The following is a 17,487-nucleotide window of genomic DNA, read 5'->3' as shown; positions in this document are numbered from 1 at the left end:
CAGGAGCCCGCCGTGCCCACCCCGCCCATCGACGCCACCGCCACCGCCGCCTGGCAGGAGCTCTCCGTCCACGAGTCGACGCTGACGCCCGACCTGCGCGGCTGGTTCGCGGACGACCCCGAGCGCGCCACCCGCCTCACGCTCCCGCTCGCCGACCTCACGGTCGACCTGTCGAAGAACCTGGTCACCGACGAGACGCTCGCCCTGCTCACGCAGCTGGCCGACGAGGTCGGCCTGGCCGCCCACCTGCAGGCCCAGCTGCGCGGGGACCACATCAACGTCACCGAGGACCGCGCGGTCCTGCACACCGCCCTGCGCCGTCCCGCGGGCGCGCAGCCCCCGCTCGTCGTGGACGGGCAGGACATCGACACCGACGTGCAGGCCGAGCTCACGAAGATGTTCGCGTTCGCCGACAAGGTGCGTTCCGGCGAGTGGACCGGCGTCACCGGTGCGCGGGTGCGCACCGTCGTGAACATCGGCATCGGCGGCTCCGACCTGGGTCCGGTCATGGCGTACGAGGCGCTCAAGCCGTACGTGCAGGACGGCCTCGAGGTGCGGTTCGTCTCCAACATCGACCCGAGCGACCTCGCGGAGACCGTCAAGGGCCTGGACCCGACGACCACGCTGTTCATCGTCGCGTCCAAGACGTTCGGCACCCTGGAGACGCTCACCAACGCGCGCCTGGCCCGCACCTGGCTCTGGGAGCAGCTGGGCACCGCCGACGACGACGAGTCCCGCAACGCGGCCGTCGCCAAGCACTTCGTCGCGGTCTCCACGGCCCTCGACAAGGTCGCCGCGTTCGGCATCGACCCCACCAACGCGTTCGGCTTCTGGGACTGGGTGGGCGGCCGGTACTCCGTCGACTCGACCATCGGCACCTCGCTGGCCATCGCCGTCGGCCCCGAGGCGTTCCGCGAGTTCCTGGCGGGCTTCCACGCGATCGACGAGCACGTGGCGACCACGCCGTTCGCGCAGAACGTGCCCGTCCTCATGGGCCTGCTGAACGTCTGGTACGTCAACTTCCTGGGCGCGCACACGCACGCGGTCCTCCCGTACGCCCAGTACCTGCACCGCTTCGCGGCCTACCTGCAGCAGCTCACCATGGAGTCCAACGGCAAGTCGGTCCGCTGGGACGGCACGCCCGTGACCACGCAGACCGGCGAGGTGTTCTGGGGCGAGCCCGGCACCAACGGCCAGCACGCGTTCTACCAGCTCATCCACCAGGGCACGCGGCTCATCCCCGCCGACTTCATCGCGGTCGCCAACCCGGCGCACCCGCTGACCGACGGTGGAGTCGACGTGCACGGGCTGTTCCTGGCCAACTTCTTCGCGCAGACCAAGGCGCTCGCGTTCGGCAAGACCGCCGACGAGGTCCGTGCCGAGGGGACCGCCGAGGACATCGTGGCCGCCCGCGTGTTCTCCGGGAACCGCCCGACGACCTCGATCCTCGCCGCGTCCCTCACGCCGAGCGTCCTCGGCCAGCTCATCGCGCTCTACGAGCACATCACGTTCGTGCAGGGCGTCGTGTGGGGCATCGACTCGTTCGACCAGTGGGGCGTGGAGCTGGGCAAGAAGCTCGCGCTCGAGATCGCCCCGGCGGTCCAGGGCGACGCCGCGGCGCTGGCCGCGCAGGACCCGTCGACGCACGCACTGATCAGCAAGTACCTCGAGCTGCGCGCCTGACGACGGCGGCACGCCCTCGCGTGAAGACTTCGTCACGTCCAGCGCAACGAAGTCTTCACGCGAGCCGCGGTGACGCCCGGGAGCTCAGGACGCGAAGCGCGCCGCGCGTTCGACGACGGTCCACCTACCAGCAGCCGACCGTCGCCGGGGTCGGGCTGCCCGTGCCCTGGAAGCCGAACTCGGTGTAGCCGCCGGCCGGGAGCGAGCCGTTCCACGGAGCGTTGGCGAACGTCGTCGTGGTGCCGGAGGTCGTCGGCTGCGAGCTCCACGCGTTGGCGACGGTGCCGCTCGGCAGCTGCAGCGTGACGTGCCAGCTCGTGATCGGCAGCAGTCGGCTGGCCACCCGGAGGTTGGCGACGAACCCGCCCGGCCACTGGCTGACGACCGTGTAGGTGGCCGTGCAGCCGCCCGCGGGGGGCATCGTGAACGTCGGGCTGGGTGACGGTGAGACCGTCGGGGTGGCCGTCGGTGTGGGAGTCGGGGTCGGGGTGACCGTCGGGGTCGGCGTCGGCGTCGTGCCGTTCAACGCGGCTGTGAGCGCCGGGTACCACCGGTCGGCGAGCTTGACGATGCCCGCCTCGTTCGGGTGCACGCCGTCGGACGTGTCGGTGGCGGGGTTCCAGCCGGTCCACTGGTCGACGACGGTGATCGGGGACGCCGCGGTGCTCAGGCCCGCGGCCCACGCGGGGATCGCGGCGTTGAGCGCGACCGTCCGCTGCGGGCAGTCCGCGCAGCTCGGCGGCGCCACCGGGATGATCTGGGCCACCAGGATCTTCATGGTCGGCGTGCTCGCCCGCATCTGCTGCACGAGGGTCGTCCAGGCGGCGAGGATCTCCTGCGGGCTCTTGTTGCTCCACACGTCGTTGGTGGCGAAGTGCATGACGACGATGTCCGGGTGCGTGGCGGACAGCCAGCCGACCAGCTGGTTCGACGCTGCGACGTTGGTGACGAGGAACCCGCCGTGGCCCTCGTTGTCGCCGTCGTAGGTGATCCCGCAGCCCTGCGCCGGGAGCGTGCCGACCATGTCGATGTTCGTGTAGCCGGTCTGCTGCAGCTTCTGCCACAGGAGCGCCCGCCAGCACCCGGGCGAGCCGGTGATCGAGTCGCCGAGGGTCATGATCCGGACGGGGTCGGCGGCGACCGTCGGTCCGGCCAGCGACAGCGCGCCGGTCACCAGGAGCGCCAGGGCGGCGATCGCGCCGGCCAGTCGGCGCACGAGCGTGGTCGTCATCGGGTCCTCCGTCGCGTCCGCGAGCAGGCGCCCGCCACCTCGCAGGGTGCTGGTCGCCGAACGCGTGCGGAGGGCGGCGAATCGTTTCGCCGCGGAACCGGTTCGACGCCGTCCACGGCCGCGGCGCGTCCGACCCAGCGTGAGAGGCTCGTCGGGTGGCTGAGGTGACGCGGGCGCGCGTGGACGCGTGGACCTGGGCGGTGCGACTGTTCCCGACCCGGTCGGCCGCCGCGGCCGCGTGCCGGGCCGGTCACGTGCGGGTCAACGGCGACCGGGCGAAGCCCGCGACGATGGTGGTCCCCGGCGACGAGGTGCACGTTCGCGGTGGTGAGCGCGAGCGCATCGTCGTCGTGCAGCGCACCGTGGTGAAGCGCGTCGGCGCGCCGGTGGCGGTCGCCTGCTACCTGGACCGCTCCCCCGCGCCGCTGCCCAAGGAGCACGTGGTCCCCGGCGAGCGCGACCGCGGTGCGGGCCGCCCCACCAAGCGCGACCGCCGGCTCATCCAGCGCCTCAAGGGCCGCTGACGGGGGCCGCCGAGATCCCCAGCCTCGCCGCGAGCGCCATGGAGTCGTACGGCGCCCGGACCTTGAGGTCGTTGTCGAAGTAGACGAACACGTCGCGACCGTCGACGGGTGCGGCGGGGCCGGCGAGCGTGCGCGCTCCGGCGGGTTCACCGCCCGCCGCCCACTCGCGGATCTTCGCCGCCCACAGGTCGAGCGCATCGTCGTCGTACCCGCTGGCATAGAGCTCGGTCTCGCCGTGCAGCCGGATGTAGACGAGGTCGGCCGTGACGTCCTCGATCACCGGCCACCGACCGGCGGCATCCGCGACCACGAGCCCGATGCCGTGCTCCCGGAGCAGCTCGACGAACGCCGGGGTCTCGAAGGTCGCGTGCCGGACCTCCAGCACGTGCCGCAGGGGCCGGTCGGCGTCGGTCGTCGTCCACGCCCGGCCGTCCAGGCGCTCGTCGTGCTCGGTGGCCAGGCGTGCCGCGTCCGCGGTGGTGCGCGGCAGGAGGTCGAAGAACGCGGCGAGCCGTGACGCGTCGAAGCCGAGCGTCGGGGGCAGCTGCCACAGGATCGGCCCCAGCTTCGGGCCGAGGGCGAGCACGCCGCTGGCCAGGAAGCCCGCCACGGGCACCCGGACGTCCGCCAGCTTCTTCATGTGCGTGACGAACCGCGGGCCTTTGACGGAGAACACGAAGTCGTCCGGCGTCTCGGCGGCCCAGCTCACGTAGTTCTCCGGTCGCTGGAGCGCGTAGAACGACCCGTTGATCTCGATCGACGAGAGCTGCCGGGACGCGTACTCGAGCTCGCGCCGCTGCGGCAGCGCCGCCGGGTAGAACACCTTGCGCCACGGCGGGTAGCGCCAGCCGGAGATGCCGGTGCGGATGGTCATGGGGTCAGTCTGTCGGCGGTACGGCGCATAGTGGTGGCGTGATCCCCGCGCCGGCCGACGACGAGTCGTGGCGCGCGTCCGTCTACCGGCCGCGCGCACCCGTGGACGTGCGGCTGACGCTCGGTCCGCTGCGGCGCGGCGGCGGCGACCCGGCCTGGGCGACCTCCCCCGACGGATCGCTCTGGCAGGCGACCTCGACGCCGGACGGTCCCGCGACCCTGCACCTGGCTGTCCGGCGCGACGGCATCCACGCCACCGCGTGGGGACCCGGCGCCGAGCGCGTGCTGGCCGGGGTCCCTGACCTCCTGGGGGCGCGCGACGACCCGAGCGGGTTCGACCCGTCCCTGCATCCCGTCGTGCGCGAGGCCTACCGCACGCGGCTCGGGCTGCGGATCCCGCGGTCGGGCAACGTGCTCGAGGCGCTCGTCCCGGCGGTGCTCGAGCAGAAGGTGGTCGGGCTCGACGCCAAGGCAGCGTGGCGCCGGCTCGTCCTGCAGCACGGCACGGTCGCTCCCGGGCCGGCGCCGCCCACGCTGCGGGTGCCGCCGACGGCGGAGGCATGGCGCGCGGTGCCGGTCTGGGACTGGCGGCGCGCCGGCGTCGAGGAGGCCCGGGCGGGCACCGTGCTGCGGGCCGCGACGGTGGCGAGGCGTCTGCAGGAGGGCGCGGACCTGCCGCTCGAGGAGGCACGTCGCCGCCTGCTCACCGTGCGAGGCATCGGCCCCTGGACGGTCGCCGAGGTCGCGTCCCGGGCGCTGGGCGACGCCGACGCGGTGTCCGTCGGCGACTACCACCTGGCGCACCTGGTGGGCTGGGCGCTGACGGGTCGGCGCACCGACGACGCCGGCATGCTGCGACTGCTCGAGCCGTGGGCCGGTCACCGGCAGCGCGTCATCCGCCTCATCGAGCTCACCCAGACCGCCGACGCGCCCCGGTTCGGACCACGCATGCCGCGGGCCCGGCCGCTGCACTAGGAAAACTGCTCGCCGGATCGTGTCGATCCGGGCCCCGCAGGATCGTCCACCTGATGACGGACCGACCACCACCTGGAGGACCCATGCGCTACCTGCTGCTCGTCTGCGACGACCCGACGGCCGAGCCCTACCGCCCCGAGGACGACCACATCGTCGACTGGGTCGCGGAGAACGACCGCCGCGGCCTGAGCGTGCTGGGCGACCGGCTGCGGCCGGCGGAGGACGCCCGCACCGTGCGGGTGCGCTCCGGGCAGCTGCTGGTGACCGACGGCCCGTTCGCCGAGACGCAGGAGAGCATCGCCGGGTTCGACGTGCTCGAGTGCGCCGACCTCGACGAGGCGCTCGACCGCGCGGCGGCTCACCCCATGGCCCGGTTCGGCCGCATCGAGGTCCGCCCGTTCTGGCCGCTCGAGCTCTGAACCCCGGCGTCTTCTCAGAGCGAAATACGTCGACCCCGAGGGGTCGCCCCGCACACACTGTGCCTACCGTCCGCGCCGACCCCGTCGGCTGCGCCACACCCTTCCCTCCCACACCCGAGGTACCGCTGTGACCGACGAGACCCTGACCACCACCCGACCACCCGCGGACGACGCGGGCACCGGGACCGGCGCGCGCGACCGCCTCGCCGTCCGGCTGCTGCTGACCTCGACGTTCGTCGTCATCCTCAACGAGACCGTGATGGGCGTCGCGCTCCCGCGCCTGATGGAGGACCTGAGCATCCCCGCGAGCACCGCGCAGTGGGTGACCACGGCGTTCATGCTCACCATGGCGATCGTCATCCCGGTGACCGGGTTCGTGATCCAGCGGTTCACCACGCGCACCACGTTCCTCGCCGCGATGACTCTGTTCAGCCTGGGCACCGCGATCTGCGCGCTGGCCCCCGGGTTCGACGCGCTCATCGTCGGGCGCGTGGTGCAGGCCAGCGGCACCGCGATCATGCTCCCGCTGCTCATGACCACCGTCATGACCGTCACGCCGCCGGCCAGCCGCGGGCGCACCATGGGCAACATCTCCATCGTCATCTCCGTGGCGCCCGCGATCGGCCCCACCATCTCCGGGCTCGTGCTCAGCGTGCTCGACTGGCGGTGGCTGTTCGCCCTCGTCCTGCCGATCGCGCTCGGCTCGCTCGCGCTCGGGGCGGTGCAGCTGCCCAACCTCACGGAGACCCGCCGTGCACGGGTCGACATCGCGTCGGTGATCCTGTCGGCCGTCGCGTTCGGCGGGATCGTGTACGGGCTGAGCGGGCTCGGCGCCGTCGCCACCACCGGCATCACCACGACCACCTGGGTCTCGCTCGGGGCCGGCGCGGTTGCGCTCGTCGTCTTCGTCTGGCGCCAGCTGCAGCTGCAGAAGATCGACGACGCGCTGCTGGACCTGCGGACGCTCTCGTCGTCCACGTTCACCATCTCGGTCGGCGTGATGGCGATCAGCATGATGTCGCTGTTCGGCACCCTGATCCTGGTGCCGCTCTACGCGCAGACGGTCCTCGGCCTCGAGGCGCTGCAGACCGGGCTCCTGCTGCTGCCCGGCGGCCTGATCATGGGTCTGCTGGCGCCGAGCGTGGGCCGCGCCTACGACCGGTTCGGCCCGCGGCCGTTGCTGGTCCCCGGCGCGGTCGTCGTGAGCGCGAGCGCCTGGGGGTTCACGCTCCTGACCGCGACGAGCTCCCCCTGGCTCATGCTCGCCTGCCACGTGCTGCTCAGCGCGGGCCTGGCCCTGATGTTCACGCCCCTGTTCACCTCCGCCCTGGGCTCGCTGCCGATGCACCTGTACTCGCACGGCAGCGCGATGGTCGGCACGGTGCAGCAGGTGGCGGGGGCGGCCGGGACGGCCCTGTTCGTCACCGTGCTGACCGCGCAGAGCGCGACCCTGGCGGCCGGCGGTGCGGGGGTGGTCGACGCGACCGCGGGTGGCATCCACGCGGCGTTCCTGGTCGGCGCGGTCATCTCGCTGGTCGCCATCCCGGCGGCGTTCTTCGTCCGGGCCGCCCCGTCCTCGCACGGGGTCGAGGCGGACGAGACGGCGGAGGTCCTGGCGCACTGACTACGCTGGAGGCCCAGCGTCGACAGACCCCGCAGGAGGACGTCCATGAGCTACCCGGTGATCGAGCGTCGCGAGGACGACGGGTCGGGCACGCCCGGTCGCATGCTCAGCGTCGTCTTCCCCGCCCTGCTGTTCCTGGTGGGTCTCGCCCTGTTCGCCGTCGCGTTCAACGTCGGGGACTGGGGCATCTGGGTGTTCGCCGGCGGCATCCTGTCCATCACGCTCGCGTTCGCGATCCCGACGACGATCCTCCCGGCCCTCGAGGACCGCTGAGGCTCAGGGTGACGGCCGGCGGCGCCACCTGCGCTGCGGCCGGGCGGGCTCGACGGGCGGGGCAGGCGGCGGCTGCCGTCGGACGTGCCACTGCCGCACCTCGAGCTCCACGTCGCGCAGCGGCGTGACCACGGGCGGACCGCCGAGCAGCTGACGTCGCGCGGAGACGATCCGGGCGTTGAACTCCTCCACGGCCGCGCGCACGTCGGCCTCGCCGTGCAGGCGGTCCAGCCGCTCCTGGAGCACGGCGTCGTCCTTGCGCAGCTGGATGGCCTCGGGCAGGACGCCGGAGATCTGCTCGCGCTCGATGAGCGCCTTGAGCCACCAGTCGGGGTCGTGCTGGGCTCCGATGCCGGGGATCGGCTTGCCCGCCAGGGGCAGGTCGTCGAACTCCCCGCGGGCGATGGCCTGGTCGATCACGACGTCGACCCACAGGTGCCGGTCCTCCATCCGGCCGGGCGGACGTTCCGGCTCCGTCTCGTCGGGCTTCCGGTCTCGCCCCACGCGGTACCGGGCGGCGTCGCGCACCGGGTCGTGCTCGGGCATCGTCACCTCCGGGGGTCGTCGGCTCCACGCTACGACGCCAGCCGCGAGTCGTCAGCCGGGCAGCCGCAGCTCAGCCCGCAGGCCGCCGAGGTCGGCGTCGCCCAGCACCACGTCGCCGCCCTGCTCCCGCGCGATCTCCCGGGCGATCGCCAGCCCGAGCCCGCTGCCGCCGGCATCCCGCTCGCGTGCCTCGTCGAGCCGCACGAACCGCTCGAACACCCGCTCGCGGTCGGCCCGCGCCACCCCCGCGCCGTCGTCGTCGACCCGCACGCTGCCGTCGGCCACCACCACGTCGACCCGGTCGACCGCGTGCCGCACGGCGTTGTCGACCAGGTTGCGCAGCACCCGACCGACCGCGGCCGCGTCGCCGCGCGCCTGCCCCGACCCGGTGACCGTGACCGCCACCGGCCCGCCCGGGCGCACCACGTCGCGGGCGACGGCACCCAGGTCGAGCTCGTCGTGCACCAGCGGCGACGAGCCCACGCGGGCGAGCAGGAGCAGGTCGTCGACGAGGGCCTGCATCCGGAGCACCTCGACCTCGAGGTCCCGGGCGAGCTCGTCGGTCCCGTACGAGCCGGGGTGCGCCCGGGCGACCTCGATGGTGGTGCGCAGGGACGCGAGCGGGGAACGCAGCTCGTGGGCGGCGTCGGCGACGAACGCCCGCTGCCGGGCGGCCCCGGCCTCGAGGCGGTCCAGCATCGAGTTGAGCGTCCGGGCCAGCGCGCCCAGCTCGTCGTCGCGCGCGGGCACGGGCAGCGAGCCCGGACCGCCCGAGGAGGCCACCAGCGCGGCGCCGCGACGGAGCTCCTCGACCGGTCGCAGCGCGCGACCGAGGATGAGCCAGACCCCGACCCCCAGAGCCACGGTGAGCAGCGGCACGACGACCACGAGCGCGAGCCGCAGCGCGTCCAGCACGCCCTGCACCTCGGTCAGCGGCACGGTGGCGACGACGGTGACAGGCTCCTCGCCGTACGTCGTCGCGCGCACCGCGACCCGCGCAGCGTCGTCGTACGCGGTCTGCTGCGTGCTCGTGGACCCGAGGCCCGCCAGGACGTCCGGCGTCAGCACGGGCAGCGTGCGGCTGGCGTTCGGGGAGGTGGCCAGCACGGCACCGTCGGCGTCGATCAGCTGCACGATCTCGCCGGGCTCCTCGACAGGCAGGGTCTCGGGCAGCCGGTCGTCGGCGGCGAGCGCGGCCACCGTCGTCGCGCGGTCGCGCACCACCTGGTCGAGGGCGTCGACGCGCGTGCTGCGCAGCACGGTGGTGAGCGCGACGGCCCCGACGACGAGCGCCACGCAGACCGCCCCCGAGGCCAGAAGGGTCAGTCGCAGACGCAGGGAGGCGCCCCGACGCACCCCGTCCGCCACGGTCAGCCGGCCACGCGGTAGCCGGCCCCGCGCACCGTCTCGACCACGTCCCGGCCCAGCTTCCGGCGCAGGTAGCCCACGTAGACCTCGACGACGTTCACGTCCTCGCCGGTGCCGTCCCAGACGTGGTCGCGCAGCTCGACCTTGCCGACCACCCGGTCGGCGTGGTGCATGAGGTACTCGAGCAGCGCGATCTCCCGAGTGGTCAGCGGGACGGTCTCGCCCGCGCGGGTCACCCGTCGCGTCGCGGGGTCCAGCGCGAGGTCGCCCACCGTGAGCACGGGCGGACGCACCGTGCCCTGCCGGCGCAGCAGGGCGCGCAGCCGGGCCACCAGGACGACGAACGCGAACGGCTTGGTCAGGTAGTCGTCGGCGCCGACGTCGAGCCCGTCGGCCACGTCGTACTCGCCGTCCTTGGCGCTGAGCATGAGGACCGGCGTCCACACGTCGCGCGCCCGCAGCTCGGTGACGACGTCGTAGCCGTTGCGCCGCGGGAGCATCACGTCGAGCACGATCGCGTCGTACCCGTCCTCGGAGGCCAGCTCGAGCCCGCGCTCCCCGTCGTACGCGACGTCGACCGCGAAGCCCTCGGCGGTCAGGCCCCGGTGCAGGGCGCGCACGAGCCCACGCTCGTCATCGACCACCAGCACTCGCATGTCCTGAGCATCGCATCCACAGCCGACGCGGGTGCCCTCGCACTCTCAGCATGCCCTCAGCAGGGACGATGCACAGTGGAGCCATGAACGAGTCCCGTCGCACCCTCTCGCCCCGAGCCCGCTGGACGGTCCCGGTCGTCGCCGCAGTCGCCGTGGGGATGGCCTTCGTCGCCCCGCCGCTGTTCGCGTCCGCCGGCGACGACGGCCTGCCGACCATCACCCCCGAGGAGCTGGCCGCGCAGGTGGCGAGCGCCGAGCCGTCGCCGCTGTCCGGCACGGTCGTCTACACCGCGCGGCTGGGGCTGCCGGAGATCCCGTTCGGCGCGGTCGCCGGCGCGGACCCCATCAACCTGCTCGGCGGCAGCTCGACCATGCGGGTGTGGTCCGACGGCGACCAGCGGTCGCGTGTGGCGCTGCTCGGTCCCACGTCGGAGTACTCCGTCGTGCAGGACGGGCCGGAGGCGTGGACGTACTCGAGCACGGACGACGCGGTCGTGCACTACAGCCTGAGCGCGGCGGACCAGGCGAGGTTCGAGACGCTCCAGGAGCAGGCTGAGGCCGGCGACCTGCCGGTGCAGAGCGACCTGCCCACGCCCGAGGAGGCCGGACGCCAGGCGGTCGGGCTGGCCCGGACGTCCTCGACGGTGACGCTGGACTCGCAGACCGAGGTCGCGGGACGCGCCGCGTACCAGCTGGTGGTGACGCCGACGAGCGACACCACCCTGGTGGGGAGGATCGTGGTGGCCGTGGACGCCACGACCTCGACCCCGCTGCGCGTGCAGGTGTGGAGCAAGACCGACACCGAGACGCCTGCCCTGGAGATCGGCTTCACCGACGTGTCGTTCGCGACGCCCGCCGACTCGGTCCTCGCGTTCTCCGCCCCGGCCGGGTCCTCGACCCGCGACGTCGTCGTGCCGCTGCCCGAGACGCCGACCGAGGCGACCACTGCGCCGGAGGACAAGGAGCTGCCCGAGGGCGTCACCATCACCGGTACCGGCTGGGACACCGTCGTGCAGGCGTCCGGTCTCGACGTCGCGGCCCTGGTGGCCGGTGACCCGGCGGCCGCCGCCAACCTGCCCGGCGTCGACAAGACGTTCGGCTCGAAGGGGGCCGCGGACCTGTATGCCGAGTTCGTGCCTGAGGAGGGCTCGGGTTCGCCGATGGGTGACCTCGACACCACCGCGCTGTACGACACGCTGACGAAGCCCGTGCCCGAGGGCCGGCTCCTGTCCTCCGCGCTGCTGTCCGTGCTGATCACCGACGACGGCCGCGTGCTGGCCGGCGCGGTGCCCGGCGCGACGCTCCAGGCCCTGGCGGCCCAGTGACCGATCGGCCGACCGGAGCCGCGCCCTCGGGTGCGGCTCCGGTCGCGTCCGAGGACGCCGACCTGGCCATCCGGACCGACGGGCTGACCAAGCGGTTCCGCTCCGGGCAGGTGGCCGTCGCCGGGATCGACCTGCGCGTCCCCCGCGGCGCGGTGTACGGGTTCATCGGCCCGAACGGCTCGGGCAAGACGACGACGATCCGGATGCTCCTCGGCCTGGTGCGGCCGACCAGCGGTCGCGCGCACCTGCTCGGCGGCGCGATGCCCGAGGCCGGCGCCGAGGTGCTGCCCCGCGTCGGAGCGCTCGTCGAGGGCCCGGCCTTCCACCCGTACCTGACCGGGCGGGCGAACCTCGGTCGGCTCGACGCGAGCGACGCGACGGCGGACCCGCGGACGGCCCGGCAGCGTGCCGACGAGGCCCTGGAGCGCGTCGGGCTGGCCGCCGCGGCCGCGAAGCCGTACCGGCAGTACTCGCTCGGCATGAAGCAGCGCCTGGGCCTGGCCGCGGCACTGCTGCGGCCGCGCGAGCTGCTGGTGCTCGACGAGCCGACCAACGGCCTGGACCCGCAGGGCACCCGCGAGGTGCGCAACCTCGTGCGCGAGCTCGCCGACCACGGCACGACCGTGCTGGTCTCGTCGCACCTGCTGGCCGAGATCGAGCAGGTGTGCTCGCACGTCGGGATCATGAGCGGCGGCCACCTGCTCCTGCAGGGCGACCGCGCCGAGCTCACCGGGCGCGGCCTTCCACGGCTGTCCCTGCAGACGTCGGCGGACCACGTCGGCGCGGCCGCGGAGGTGCTCACCGGGCTGGGGCTCACCGACGTCCAGACGGCCGGCCACACCGTGTCGGCGCTGCTCGGGGCGGTGCCGCCCGAGAAGGTGTCCGCCGCGCTCGTCCACGCCGGCGTCGACCTGCTGGGACTCGAGGTCCGCCGACCGAACCTCGAGCAGATCTTCGTCGAGCTGACCGGGGAGGGCTTCGATGTCGCTCGTTGAGGTCGCACCCCGGCGGGGCTCACTGCTCCGGCTCGTCCGCTCCGAGCTGCGCCTGGTCCTGGGCCGCCGCCGGAACATCGTCCTGCTGGTCGGGCTGTCGCTGGTGCCGTTGCTGCTGGGCACCGTCCTGTTCCTCACCCAGGACACCGCGCTGGACGGCCAGGGCCCGGGGTTCGTGGGGCGGGTCACCGGGAACGGCCTGTTCCTCGTCATCGCGTCCCTGTTCCTGTGCCTGCCGTTCCTGCTGCCGCTGACCATCGGGATCGCCTCGGGCGACGCCATCGCCGGCGAGGCGTCGGCCGGCACCCTGCGCTACCTGTTGACCGTGCCCGTGGCGCGGGGCCGGCTGCTCGCGGTCAAGGCCGTCGGAGCGCTCGCGTTCGCCGCCTCGGCAGTGACGGCCATCGCGATCGTCGGGGTGGTGGCGGGGGCGGCGTTCTTCGGCCTGCGCGGCATCACCCTGCTCTCCGGGACCACCGTGCCCCTGGGCGACGGGATCCTGCGCGTGGCCGCGGTCGTCGTCTACGTCGGGCTCTCCATGACCGGGCTGGTGGCGGTCGGGCTGTTCTTCTCGACGCTCACCGAGGTGCCCGTCGGCGCGATGGCCGCGACCGTCGTCACAGCGATCGTCTGCGGCGTCCTCGACCAGCTCCCGCAGCTCGCGACGATCGCTCCCGCCCTGCTCACCCACCACTGGCTCGACTTCGCGGAGTTCCTGCGGCTGGAGCCCGACTGGGGGGTGCTCGGTCAAGGACTCGCGCTGCAGGCCGCGTGGGTGGCGATCTTCGGGGCGCTGGCGTGGAGCCGGTTCACCACGGCGGACGTGTCGAGCTGACGTAGTGTCCCGCCATGGGACGACGGGGCGACGTGCAAGAAGTCGAGCTGCACGACTCGGCCGTGCCGGACGACGCGCTGCCGACCGACCCCCGCGGATCACGCGGGCGGGTGTGGCTGGTGGGCGTCGTCGCGGTGGTCGCGCTGGCGCTGGGCGTGACGCAGTGGGTCATGACCGCGCGCGAGAACGCCGCCGTGGCGCGGCTCGCGCAGGTACCCGGCGTGATCGGGCACGTGGACGAGTCGCTGGACGTGGTGCGCGTCCTGACGCCGCAGGACACCGTCGCACTGGCCGGTGAGGCGTACGGGGTCCTCGACCGTGGCGCGGACGGCGCACAGAGCTACCAGTGGTTCGAGCCGGCCGACGACGGGCAGGGGTGGACGACTCCGCTGCTCGACGCGCCGGCCGGACTCGAGACCTCGTCGCAGGTGTACTTCGACAGCACCTGCGCGACGGATGAGGCGTCGGGCGTCGGGACCGGCGACGCCGACCACGTGGTGTGCCTGGTCACGGACGGCGGCCGGGTCGTGTCGAGCACGGGCCAGAGCGGCGAGGCGCTGCCGACGACGACCACCGACATCGTGGTCCTCGACACCGCCGACGGGTCGGTGCTCGCTCGATGGCCGCTGCGGGACGGGTACGGCGTCGTGGCGCTCCCCGGGCCCGTCGCGGTCGTGGATGCCCAGAGCGACGACGGGCAGGTCGTCACGGCTTACGACCCGCTGTCCGGGCGCGCGCTGTGGACGCACGAGGCCAGGTCGACGACCCGCCAGATGTCGGAGATGTTCCGCCTGGGTGACCTGGTCGCGCTCACCGACGCGGGCGGAGAGCTCACGCTGCTGTCCTCGGACGGCGCGGTCGTCCGCAGCGGCATCGCCGCACCCGGCGACGCGAGCCAGGGCAGAGGATGGAACAGCGACCCCCGCCGGGCCACGGTGACCCTGTTCGCCCAGGCCTCGGACGGCACGTCGCAGTCGGTCGTCGTCAGCGGCGCCGACCCGGCCACCGACCTGGAGGTCGACGGGATGCTGCTCGAGGTCGGTGTCGACGACGGGAGCGTGCCTGGCCTGCTGCTGACCGCCGACAGCTCGGTGCACGCCTACGACGCCTCCACGGGCGCCACGCGGTGGACCACCGACGTGCGGTCCACGACGAACGCGCTGGTCGTGCGCGGCCGGGTGTATGCCACCAGCGACCGCGAGGTGGTCGCGATCGACGGACGCTCCGGTCGCGAGCTCTGGCGCAGCGACGAGCGGGTCGGGCTCGCGCTGTCGAACCTGCTCACGGACGGCGAGCACATCCTCGCCGCGGCCGAACGCACGGGCACGAGCGGCGTGCCCGCCCTCGTCGCGTACGACCCGGCGAGCGGCGAGGAGGTGTTCCGGGCGCCCTACCCCGACGGGGTGATCGAGGTGGGTGCGCTCGGCCGGACGCTGGTCGGTCGGGACTCCGCGAGCGACGAGCAGGTCGAGCTCGGCTGATCGCGTCCGCTCAGGGCAGAAGGGTGCGACGCCGGCCGACGAGGTTCGCGGGCTAGCGTGGCGGAAGCACCCCGACGCCCCCGGAGGACGCGATGACCGCTCAGCTCGAGCACCGCGCCGAGCCCCTGCTCCGCCGGCTCGTCGGCGCCATCCTGCGCGAGGAGCGCGAGCGTCAGCGCCGCACCCTGCGTGACGTCGCCGAGGACGCCCGAGTGTCGGTCGCGTACCTGTCCGAGGTGGAGCGCGGTCGCAAGGAGGCGTCCTCGGAGGTGCTGGCCGCGGTCTGCCGGGCGCTCGGGCTGCGGCTCGTCGACCTGGTGGGCACCGCGCACGCGCAGCTGGCTCTGACCGAGGGCCGCGTGGTGGTCGACCTGACCGCGCCGGCCGCGGGACGGGAGCTCGCCACGGTCACGACGCTCCCGACCCGCACCACCGGCGCTCAGGTCCTGCTCGCGGCCTGAGCCGGCACCTGCTTCAGGGTCGTCACGACCTGGTCCGCCAGGCCGTAGTCGACCGCCTGCTGCGCGGTGAGGATCAGGTCGCGCTCGGTGTCGGTGCGGAGCTTGGCCAGGGGCTGGCCCGTGTGCCGGTGCAGGATCTCGTCCACCTGCTCGCGCAGCCGGCCGATCTCCCGGGCCTGGATCTCCAGGTCGGCCGCGGTCCCCTCTCCCCCGCCCGACGGCTGGTGCAGCAGCACCCGCGCGTGCTCCAGGACGTGCCGGTTGCCGGGTGTGCCCGCCGCCAGCAGCACGGCTGCCGCCGACGCCGCCTGACCGAGGCAGAAGGTGGCCACGGTCGGCTTGATGTACTGGATCGTGTCGTAGACGGCCAGCAGCGCGGTGATCGAGCCGCCCGGCGAGTTGATGTACAGGTGGATGGGCGAGTCCTGGCTCTCCGACTGCAGGTGGAGCAGCTGCGCGATCACCACGTTGGCCACGCCGTCGTCGATCTCGGTGCCCAGGAAGATGATCCGGTCGGTGAGCAGCCGCGAGTAGACGTCCGACGCGCGCTCACCGGTCGGGCGCTGCTCGATCACCACGGGGATCGTGTACTGGCCGGCCATCACAGTCCCGCCCGTCGCATCGACGCGTCCGGTCGCACGTCGTCCAGATGCTCGACCACGCGGTCGATGAACCCGTACGCGAGCGCCTCCTCGGCCGTGAACCAGCGGTCCCGGTCGGCGTCGCGCTCGATCGTCTCGACCGACTGGCCCGTGTGCTCGGCGGTGAGCGACTGCATGGTGCGCTTCACGTGCGCCATGTTCTGGGCCTGGATCGCGATGTCGATCGCGGTGCCGCCGATCCCGCCCGACGGCTGGTGCATGAGCACCCGCGCGTGCTGCAGCGCGAACCGCTTCCCCGGTGTCCCGGCACTGAGCAGGAACTGGGCCGCGCTCGCCGCCAGCCCCATCGCCAGCGTCGACACGTCGTTCGGGATGAGCCGCATGGTGTCGTACATCGCGAGGGCCGCGCTGACCGAGCCACCCGGCGAGTTGATGTAGAGCGCGATGTCCCGGCGCGGGTCCTCGGCGGACAGCAGGAGCAGCTGGGCGCAGACGCGGTTGGCGATGGTGTCGTCCACCTCCTGGCCCAGCACGACGATGCGCTGGTGCAGCAGCCGGGTGGACAGGTCGTCGTCGAACGGGCGGACGGTGGGTGGGGCGGTGCTCATGGAGGCCTCCTCGTCGGATGCTGACCACTCGACCGTCACACGCGGTGCCCGGCCACGGACCCCCGGTCTGCCGTGGGCGGATCTGCCGACGGCAGACGCCTACTTGCCAATCTGGAAAGTAGAGTCGATACTTTCCACCATGGAAAGCTTGAGCACCGACCCGCAGGACCCGCGCACCGCCCTGGCCGGCGCCGACGAGGCTCGCCGACGACTGACCACGAGCCTCCGGCTGCCCACGGGCTTCCTCGTGGTGATCGCCGCCGCGGTCGCGGTCCAGCTCGGCACCGCCGCCTACGGCATCGCCGCGCAGACGGTGGCGGGCCTCGCCGTCGTGCTGGCCGGTCTGGCGGTCTTCCTGGGCGTGGCGGCGCTCCTGCTGCACCGGTTCAGCCGGGTCAACGGGGTCAGGGTCGACGGCCTCGCCAGCCAGATCGTGCTCGCCGCCGGAGCCAGCGCCTCGCTCGTCTACCTCGGCGCGCTCGCTGCGGGGATCTGGGCCGCGTTCGAGTCGCAGTGGTGGCTCGTCGCGGCGGCGTCGGTGGTCGGCGGAATCGGCTGCGCGCTCGGTGCCCGCCACTGGTGGCGCGAGTACCGGCACGACCCTGCCGCGAACTCGCACGGCGTCTCGCCGCGGCAGCTCGCCGTGCTCGCCGTGGTCGCGTGCGTGGGGTTCGCGGCCCTGCTGGTGCTCGGCTGATGGTCGGGCTCGATCCCCTGATCCACCCGCCGACCCGCCTGCAGCTCGTCACGACGCTGTCGGCGGTGTCGGAGGCCGAGTTCACGACGTTGCGGACCGCTCTGCAGGTCAGCGACTCGGTGCTCTCCAAGCACGTCTCCGCGCTGGTCGACGCCGGCTACCTGCGCAGTCGCAAGAGCGTCCACGCGGGACGTCGGACCACGTGGGTCGGGCTGACCGACGTCGGCAGGCAGGCCCTGCGTGACCACGTCGCGGCCGTGCGCCAGCTGATCGACATGGTCGACTGACGGGAGCGGTCGCTAGCCTCGACG

The 17,487-nt window shown here is 73.4% G+C and carries 20 protein-coding genes; 13 read left to right on the top strand and 7 right to left on the bottom strand.

Annotated features, from left to right (window positions below; all coding sequences use genetic code 11):
- The first annotated feature begins 12 nt into the window (after positions 1-12).
- The gene (gene pgi, locus ASD18_RS13200) at positions 13-1,683 is read left to right on the top strand and encodes a glucose-6-phosphate isomerase (RefSeq protein ID WP_056092620.1); all 1,671 of its coding nucleotides are present in this window, start codon (positions 13-15) and stop codon (positions 1,681-1,683) included.
- 124 nt (positions 1,684-1,807) lie between these two features.
- Here the strand turns inward: pgi and ASD18_RS13195 are convergent, their stop codons facing one another.
- Entirely contained in the window at positions 1,808-2,914 is a 1,107-nt protein-coding gene (locus ASD18_RS13195; RefSeq protein WP_056092617.1) for a GDSL-type esterase/lipase family protein, read from the bottom strand.
- A 155-nt stretch (positions 2,915-3,069) separates the two neighbouring features.
- On the opposite strand from ASD18_RS13195, the gene ASD18_RS13190 reads away from it, so the two are divergent.
- Complete coding sequence (locus ASD18_RS13190; RefSeq protein WP_082570996.1) at positions 3,070-3,438, top strand: RNA-binding S4 domain-containing protein; 369 nt, start codon at positions 3,070-3,072, stop codon at positions 3,436-3,438.
- Here ASD18_RS13190 and ASD18_RS13185 read toward each other — a convergent pair.
- On the bottom strand, positions 3,425-4,312 hold the full coding sequence (locus ASD18_RS13185; protein ID WP_056092614.1) for a DUF72 domain-containing protein: 888 nt from the start codon (positions 4,310-4,312) through the stop codon (positions 3,425-3,427). The two genes, ASD18_RS13190 and ASD18_RS13185, sit on opposite strands and share 14 nt — an antisense overlap.
- A gap of 38 nt (positions 4,313-4,350) precedes the next feature.
- Between ASD18_RS13185 and ASD18_RS13180 the strand changes: the two genes are divergently transcribed.
- From ASD18_RS13180 to ASD18_RS13165, 4 genes are all read left to right on the top strand, one after another.
- A complete protein-coding gene (locus ASD18_RS13180) occupies positions 4,351-5,286 on the top strand; it encodes a DNA-3-methyladenine glycosylase (RefSeq protein ID WP_369817295.1) in 936 nt (311 codons plus the stop codon).
- 83 nt (positions 5,287-5,369) lie between these two features.
- Positions 5,370-5,705 carry a YciI family protein gene (locus tag ASD18_RS13175; RefSeq protein WP_056092610.1) on the top strand — a complete coding sequence of 112 codons (336 nt, stop codon included), beginning with the start codon at positions 5,370-5,372 and terminating at the stop codon, positions 5,703-5,705.
- 127 nt (positions 5,706-5,832) lie between these two features.
- Entirely contained in the window at positions 5,833-7,329 is a 1,497-nt protein-coding gene (locus tag ASD18_RS13170; RefSeq protein ID WP_082574039.1) for a DHA2 family efflux MFS transporter permease subunit, read from the top strand.
- A gap of 45 nt (positions 7,330-7,374) precedes the next feature.
- On the top strand, positions 7,375-7,602 hold the full coding sequence (locus tag ASD18_RS13165) for a hypothetical protein (RefSeq protein WP_056092607.1): 228 nt from the start codon (positions 7,375-7,377) through the stop codon (positions 7,600-7,602).
- 3 nt (positions 7,603-7,605) lie between these two features.
- On the opposite strand, the gene ASD18_RS13160 is transcribed toward ASD18_RS13165, so the two are convergent.
- The 3 genes from ASD18_RS13160 to ASD18_RS13150 all read right to left on the bottom strand — a co-directional run bounded on the left by ASD18_RS13160 (position 7,606) and on the right by ASD18_RS13150 (position 10,172).
- Entirely contained in the window at positions 7,606-8,148 is a 543-nt protein-coding gene (locus tag ASD18_RS13160; RefSeq protein ID WP_056093606.1) for a DUF1992 domain-containing protein, read from the bottom strand.
- A gap of 51 nt (positions 8,149-8,199) precedes the next feature.
- Entirely contained in the window at positions 8,200-9,444 is a 1,245-nt protein-coding gene (locus ASD18_RS13155) for an ATP-binding protein (protein ID WP_235522392.1), read from the bottom strand.
- Between the two features lie 74 nt (positions 9,445-9,518).
- On the bottom strand, positions 9,519-10,172 hold the full coding sequence (locus ASD18_RS13150) for a response regulator transcription factor (RefSeq protein WP_056092605.1): 654 nt from the start codon (positions 10,170-10,172) through the stop codon (positions 9,519-9,521).
- A gap of 83 nt (positions 10,173-10,255) precedes the next feature.
- Here ASD18_RS13150 and ASD18_RS13145 point away from each other — a divergent pair, with 83 nt between their 5' ends.
- The 5 genes from ASD18_RS13145 (at position 10,256) to ASD18_RS13125 (ending at position 15,269) form a co-directional block, all read left to right on the top strand.
- Entirely contained in the window at positions 10,256-11,497 is a 1,242-nt protein-coding gene (locus tag ASD18_RS13145; RefSeq protein WP_082574037.1) for a hypothetical protein, read from the top strand.
- The gene (locus tag ASD18_RS13140; protein WP_082574035.1) at positions 11,494-12,492 is read left to right on the top strand and encodes an ABC transporter ATP-binding protein; all 999 of its coding nucleotides are present in this window, start codon (positions 11,494-11,496) and stop codon (positions 12,490-12,492) included. Before ASD18_RS13145 ends, ASD18_RS13140 begins: the two co-directional genes overlap by 4 nt.
- Positions 12,479-13,327: an ABC transporter permease gene (locus tag ASD18_RS13135; RefSeq protein WP_056092597.1), complete on the top strand. Its 849-nt coding sequence runs from the start codon at positions 12,479-12,481 to the stop codon at positions 13,325-13,327. Before ASD18_RS13140 ends, ASD18_RS13135 begins: the two co-directional genes overlap by 14 nt.
- A 14-nt stretch (positions 13,328-13,341) precedes the next feature.
- A complete protein-coding gene (locus ASD18_RS13130) occupies positions 13,342-14,808 on the top strand; it encodes a PQQ-binding-like beta-propeller repeat protein (protein WP_056092594.1) in 1,467 nt (488 codons plus the stop codon).
- 92 nt (positions 14,809-14,900) lie between these two features.
- Positions 14,901-15,269: a helix-turn-helix domain-containing protein gene (locus ASD18_RS13125; RefSeq protein ID WP_056092589.1), complete on the top strand. Its 369-nt coding sequence runs from the start codon at positions 14,901-14,903 to the stop codon at positions 15,267-15,269.
- Here the strand turns inward: ASD18_RS13125 and ASD18_RS13120 are convergent.
- Both ASD18_RS13120 and ASD18_RS13115 read right to left on the bottom strand, forming a co-directional pair.
- A complete protein-coding gene (locus ASD18_RS13120; protein WP_056092586.1) occupies positions 15,248-15,871 on the bottom strand; it encodes a ClpP family protease in 624 nt (207 codons plus the stop codon). The genes ASD18_RS13125 and ASD18_RS13120 overlap by 22 nt on opposite strands.
- On the bottom strand, positions 15,871-16,479 hold the full coding sequence (locus ASD18_RS13115) for a ClpP family protease (protein WP_056092580.1): 609 nt from the start codon (positions 16,477-16,479) through the stop codon (positions 15,871-15,873). The genes ASD18_RS13120 and ASD18_RS13115 overlap by 1 nt, the downstream gene beginning before the upstream one ends.
- Before the next feature lie 148 nt (positions 16,480-16,627).
- Here ASD18_RS13115 and ASD18_RS13110 point away from each other — a divergent pair, with 148 nt between their 5' ends.
- Entirely contained in the window at positions 16,628-17,176 is a 549-nt protein-coding gene (locus tag ASD18_RS13110; protein WP_056092577.1) for a hypothetical protein, read from the top strand.
- Positions 17,176-17,463 carry a transcriptional regulator gene (locus tag ASD18_RS13105; protein ID WP_056092573.1) on the top strand — a complete coding sequence of 96 codons (288 nt, stop codon included), beginning with the start codon at positions 17,176-17,178 and terminating at the stop codon, positions 17,461-17,463. The genes ASD18_RS13110 and ASD18_RS13105 overlap by 1 nt, the downstream gene beginning before the upstream one ends.
- The last annotated feature ends 24 nt before the right edge of the window (positions 17,464-17,487 follow it).

The organism is Cellulomonas sp. Root137 (assembly GCF_001426725.1).
Taxonomy (GTDB): Bacteria; Actinomycetota; Actinomycetes; order Actinomycetales; family Cellulomonadaceae; genus Cellulomonas.
The sequence above is the reverse complement of the archived record's forward strand: the minus strand, read 5'-3'. Positions and strand labels throughout refer to the sequence as shown.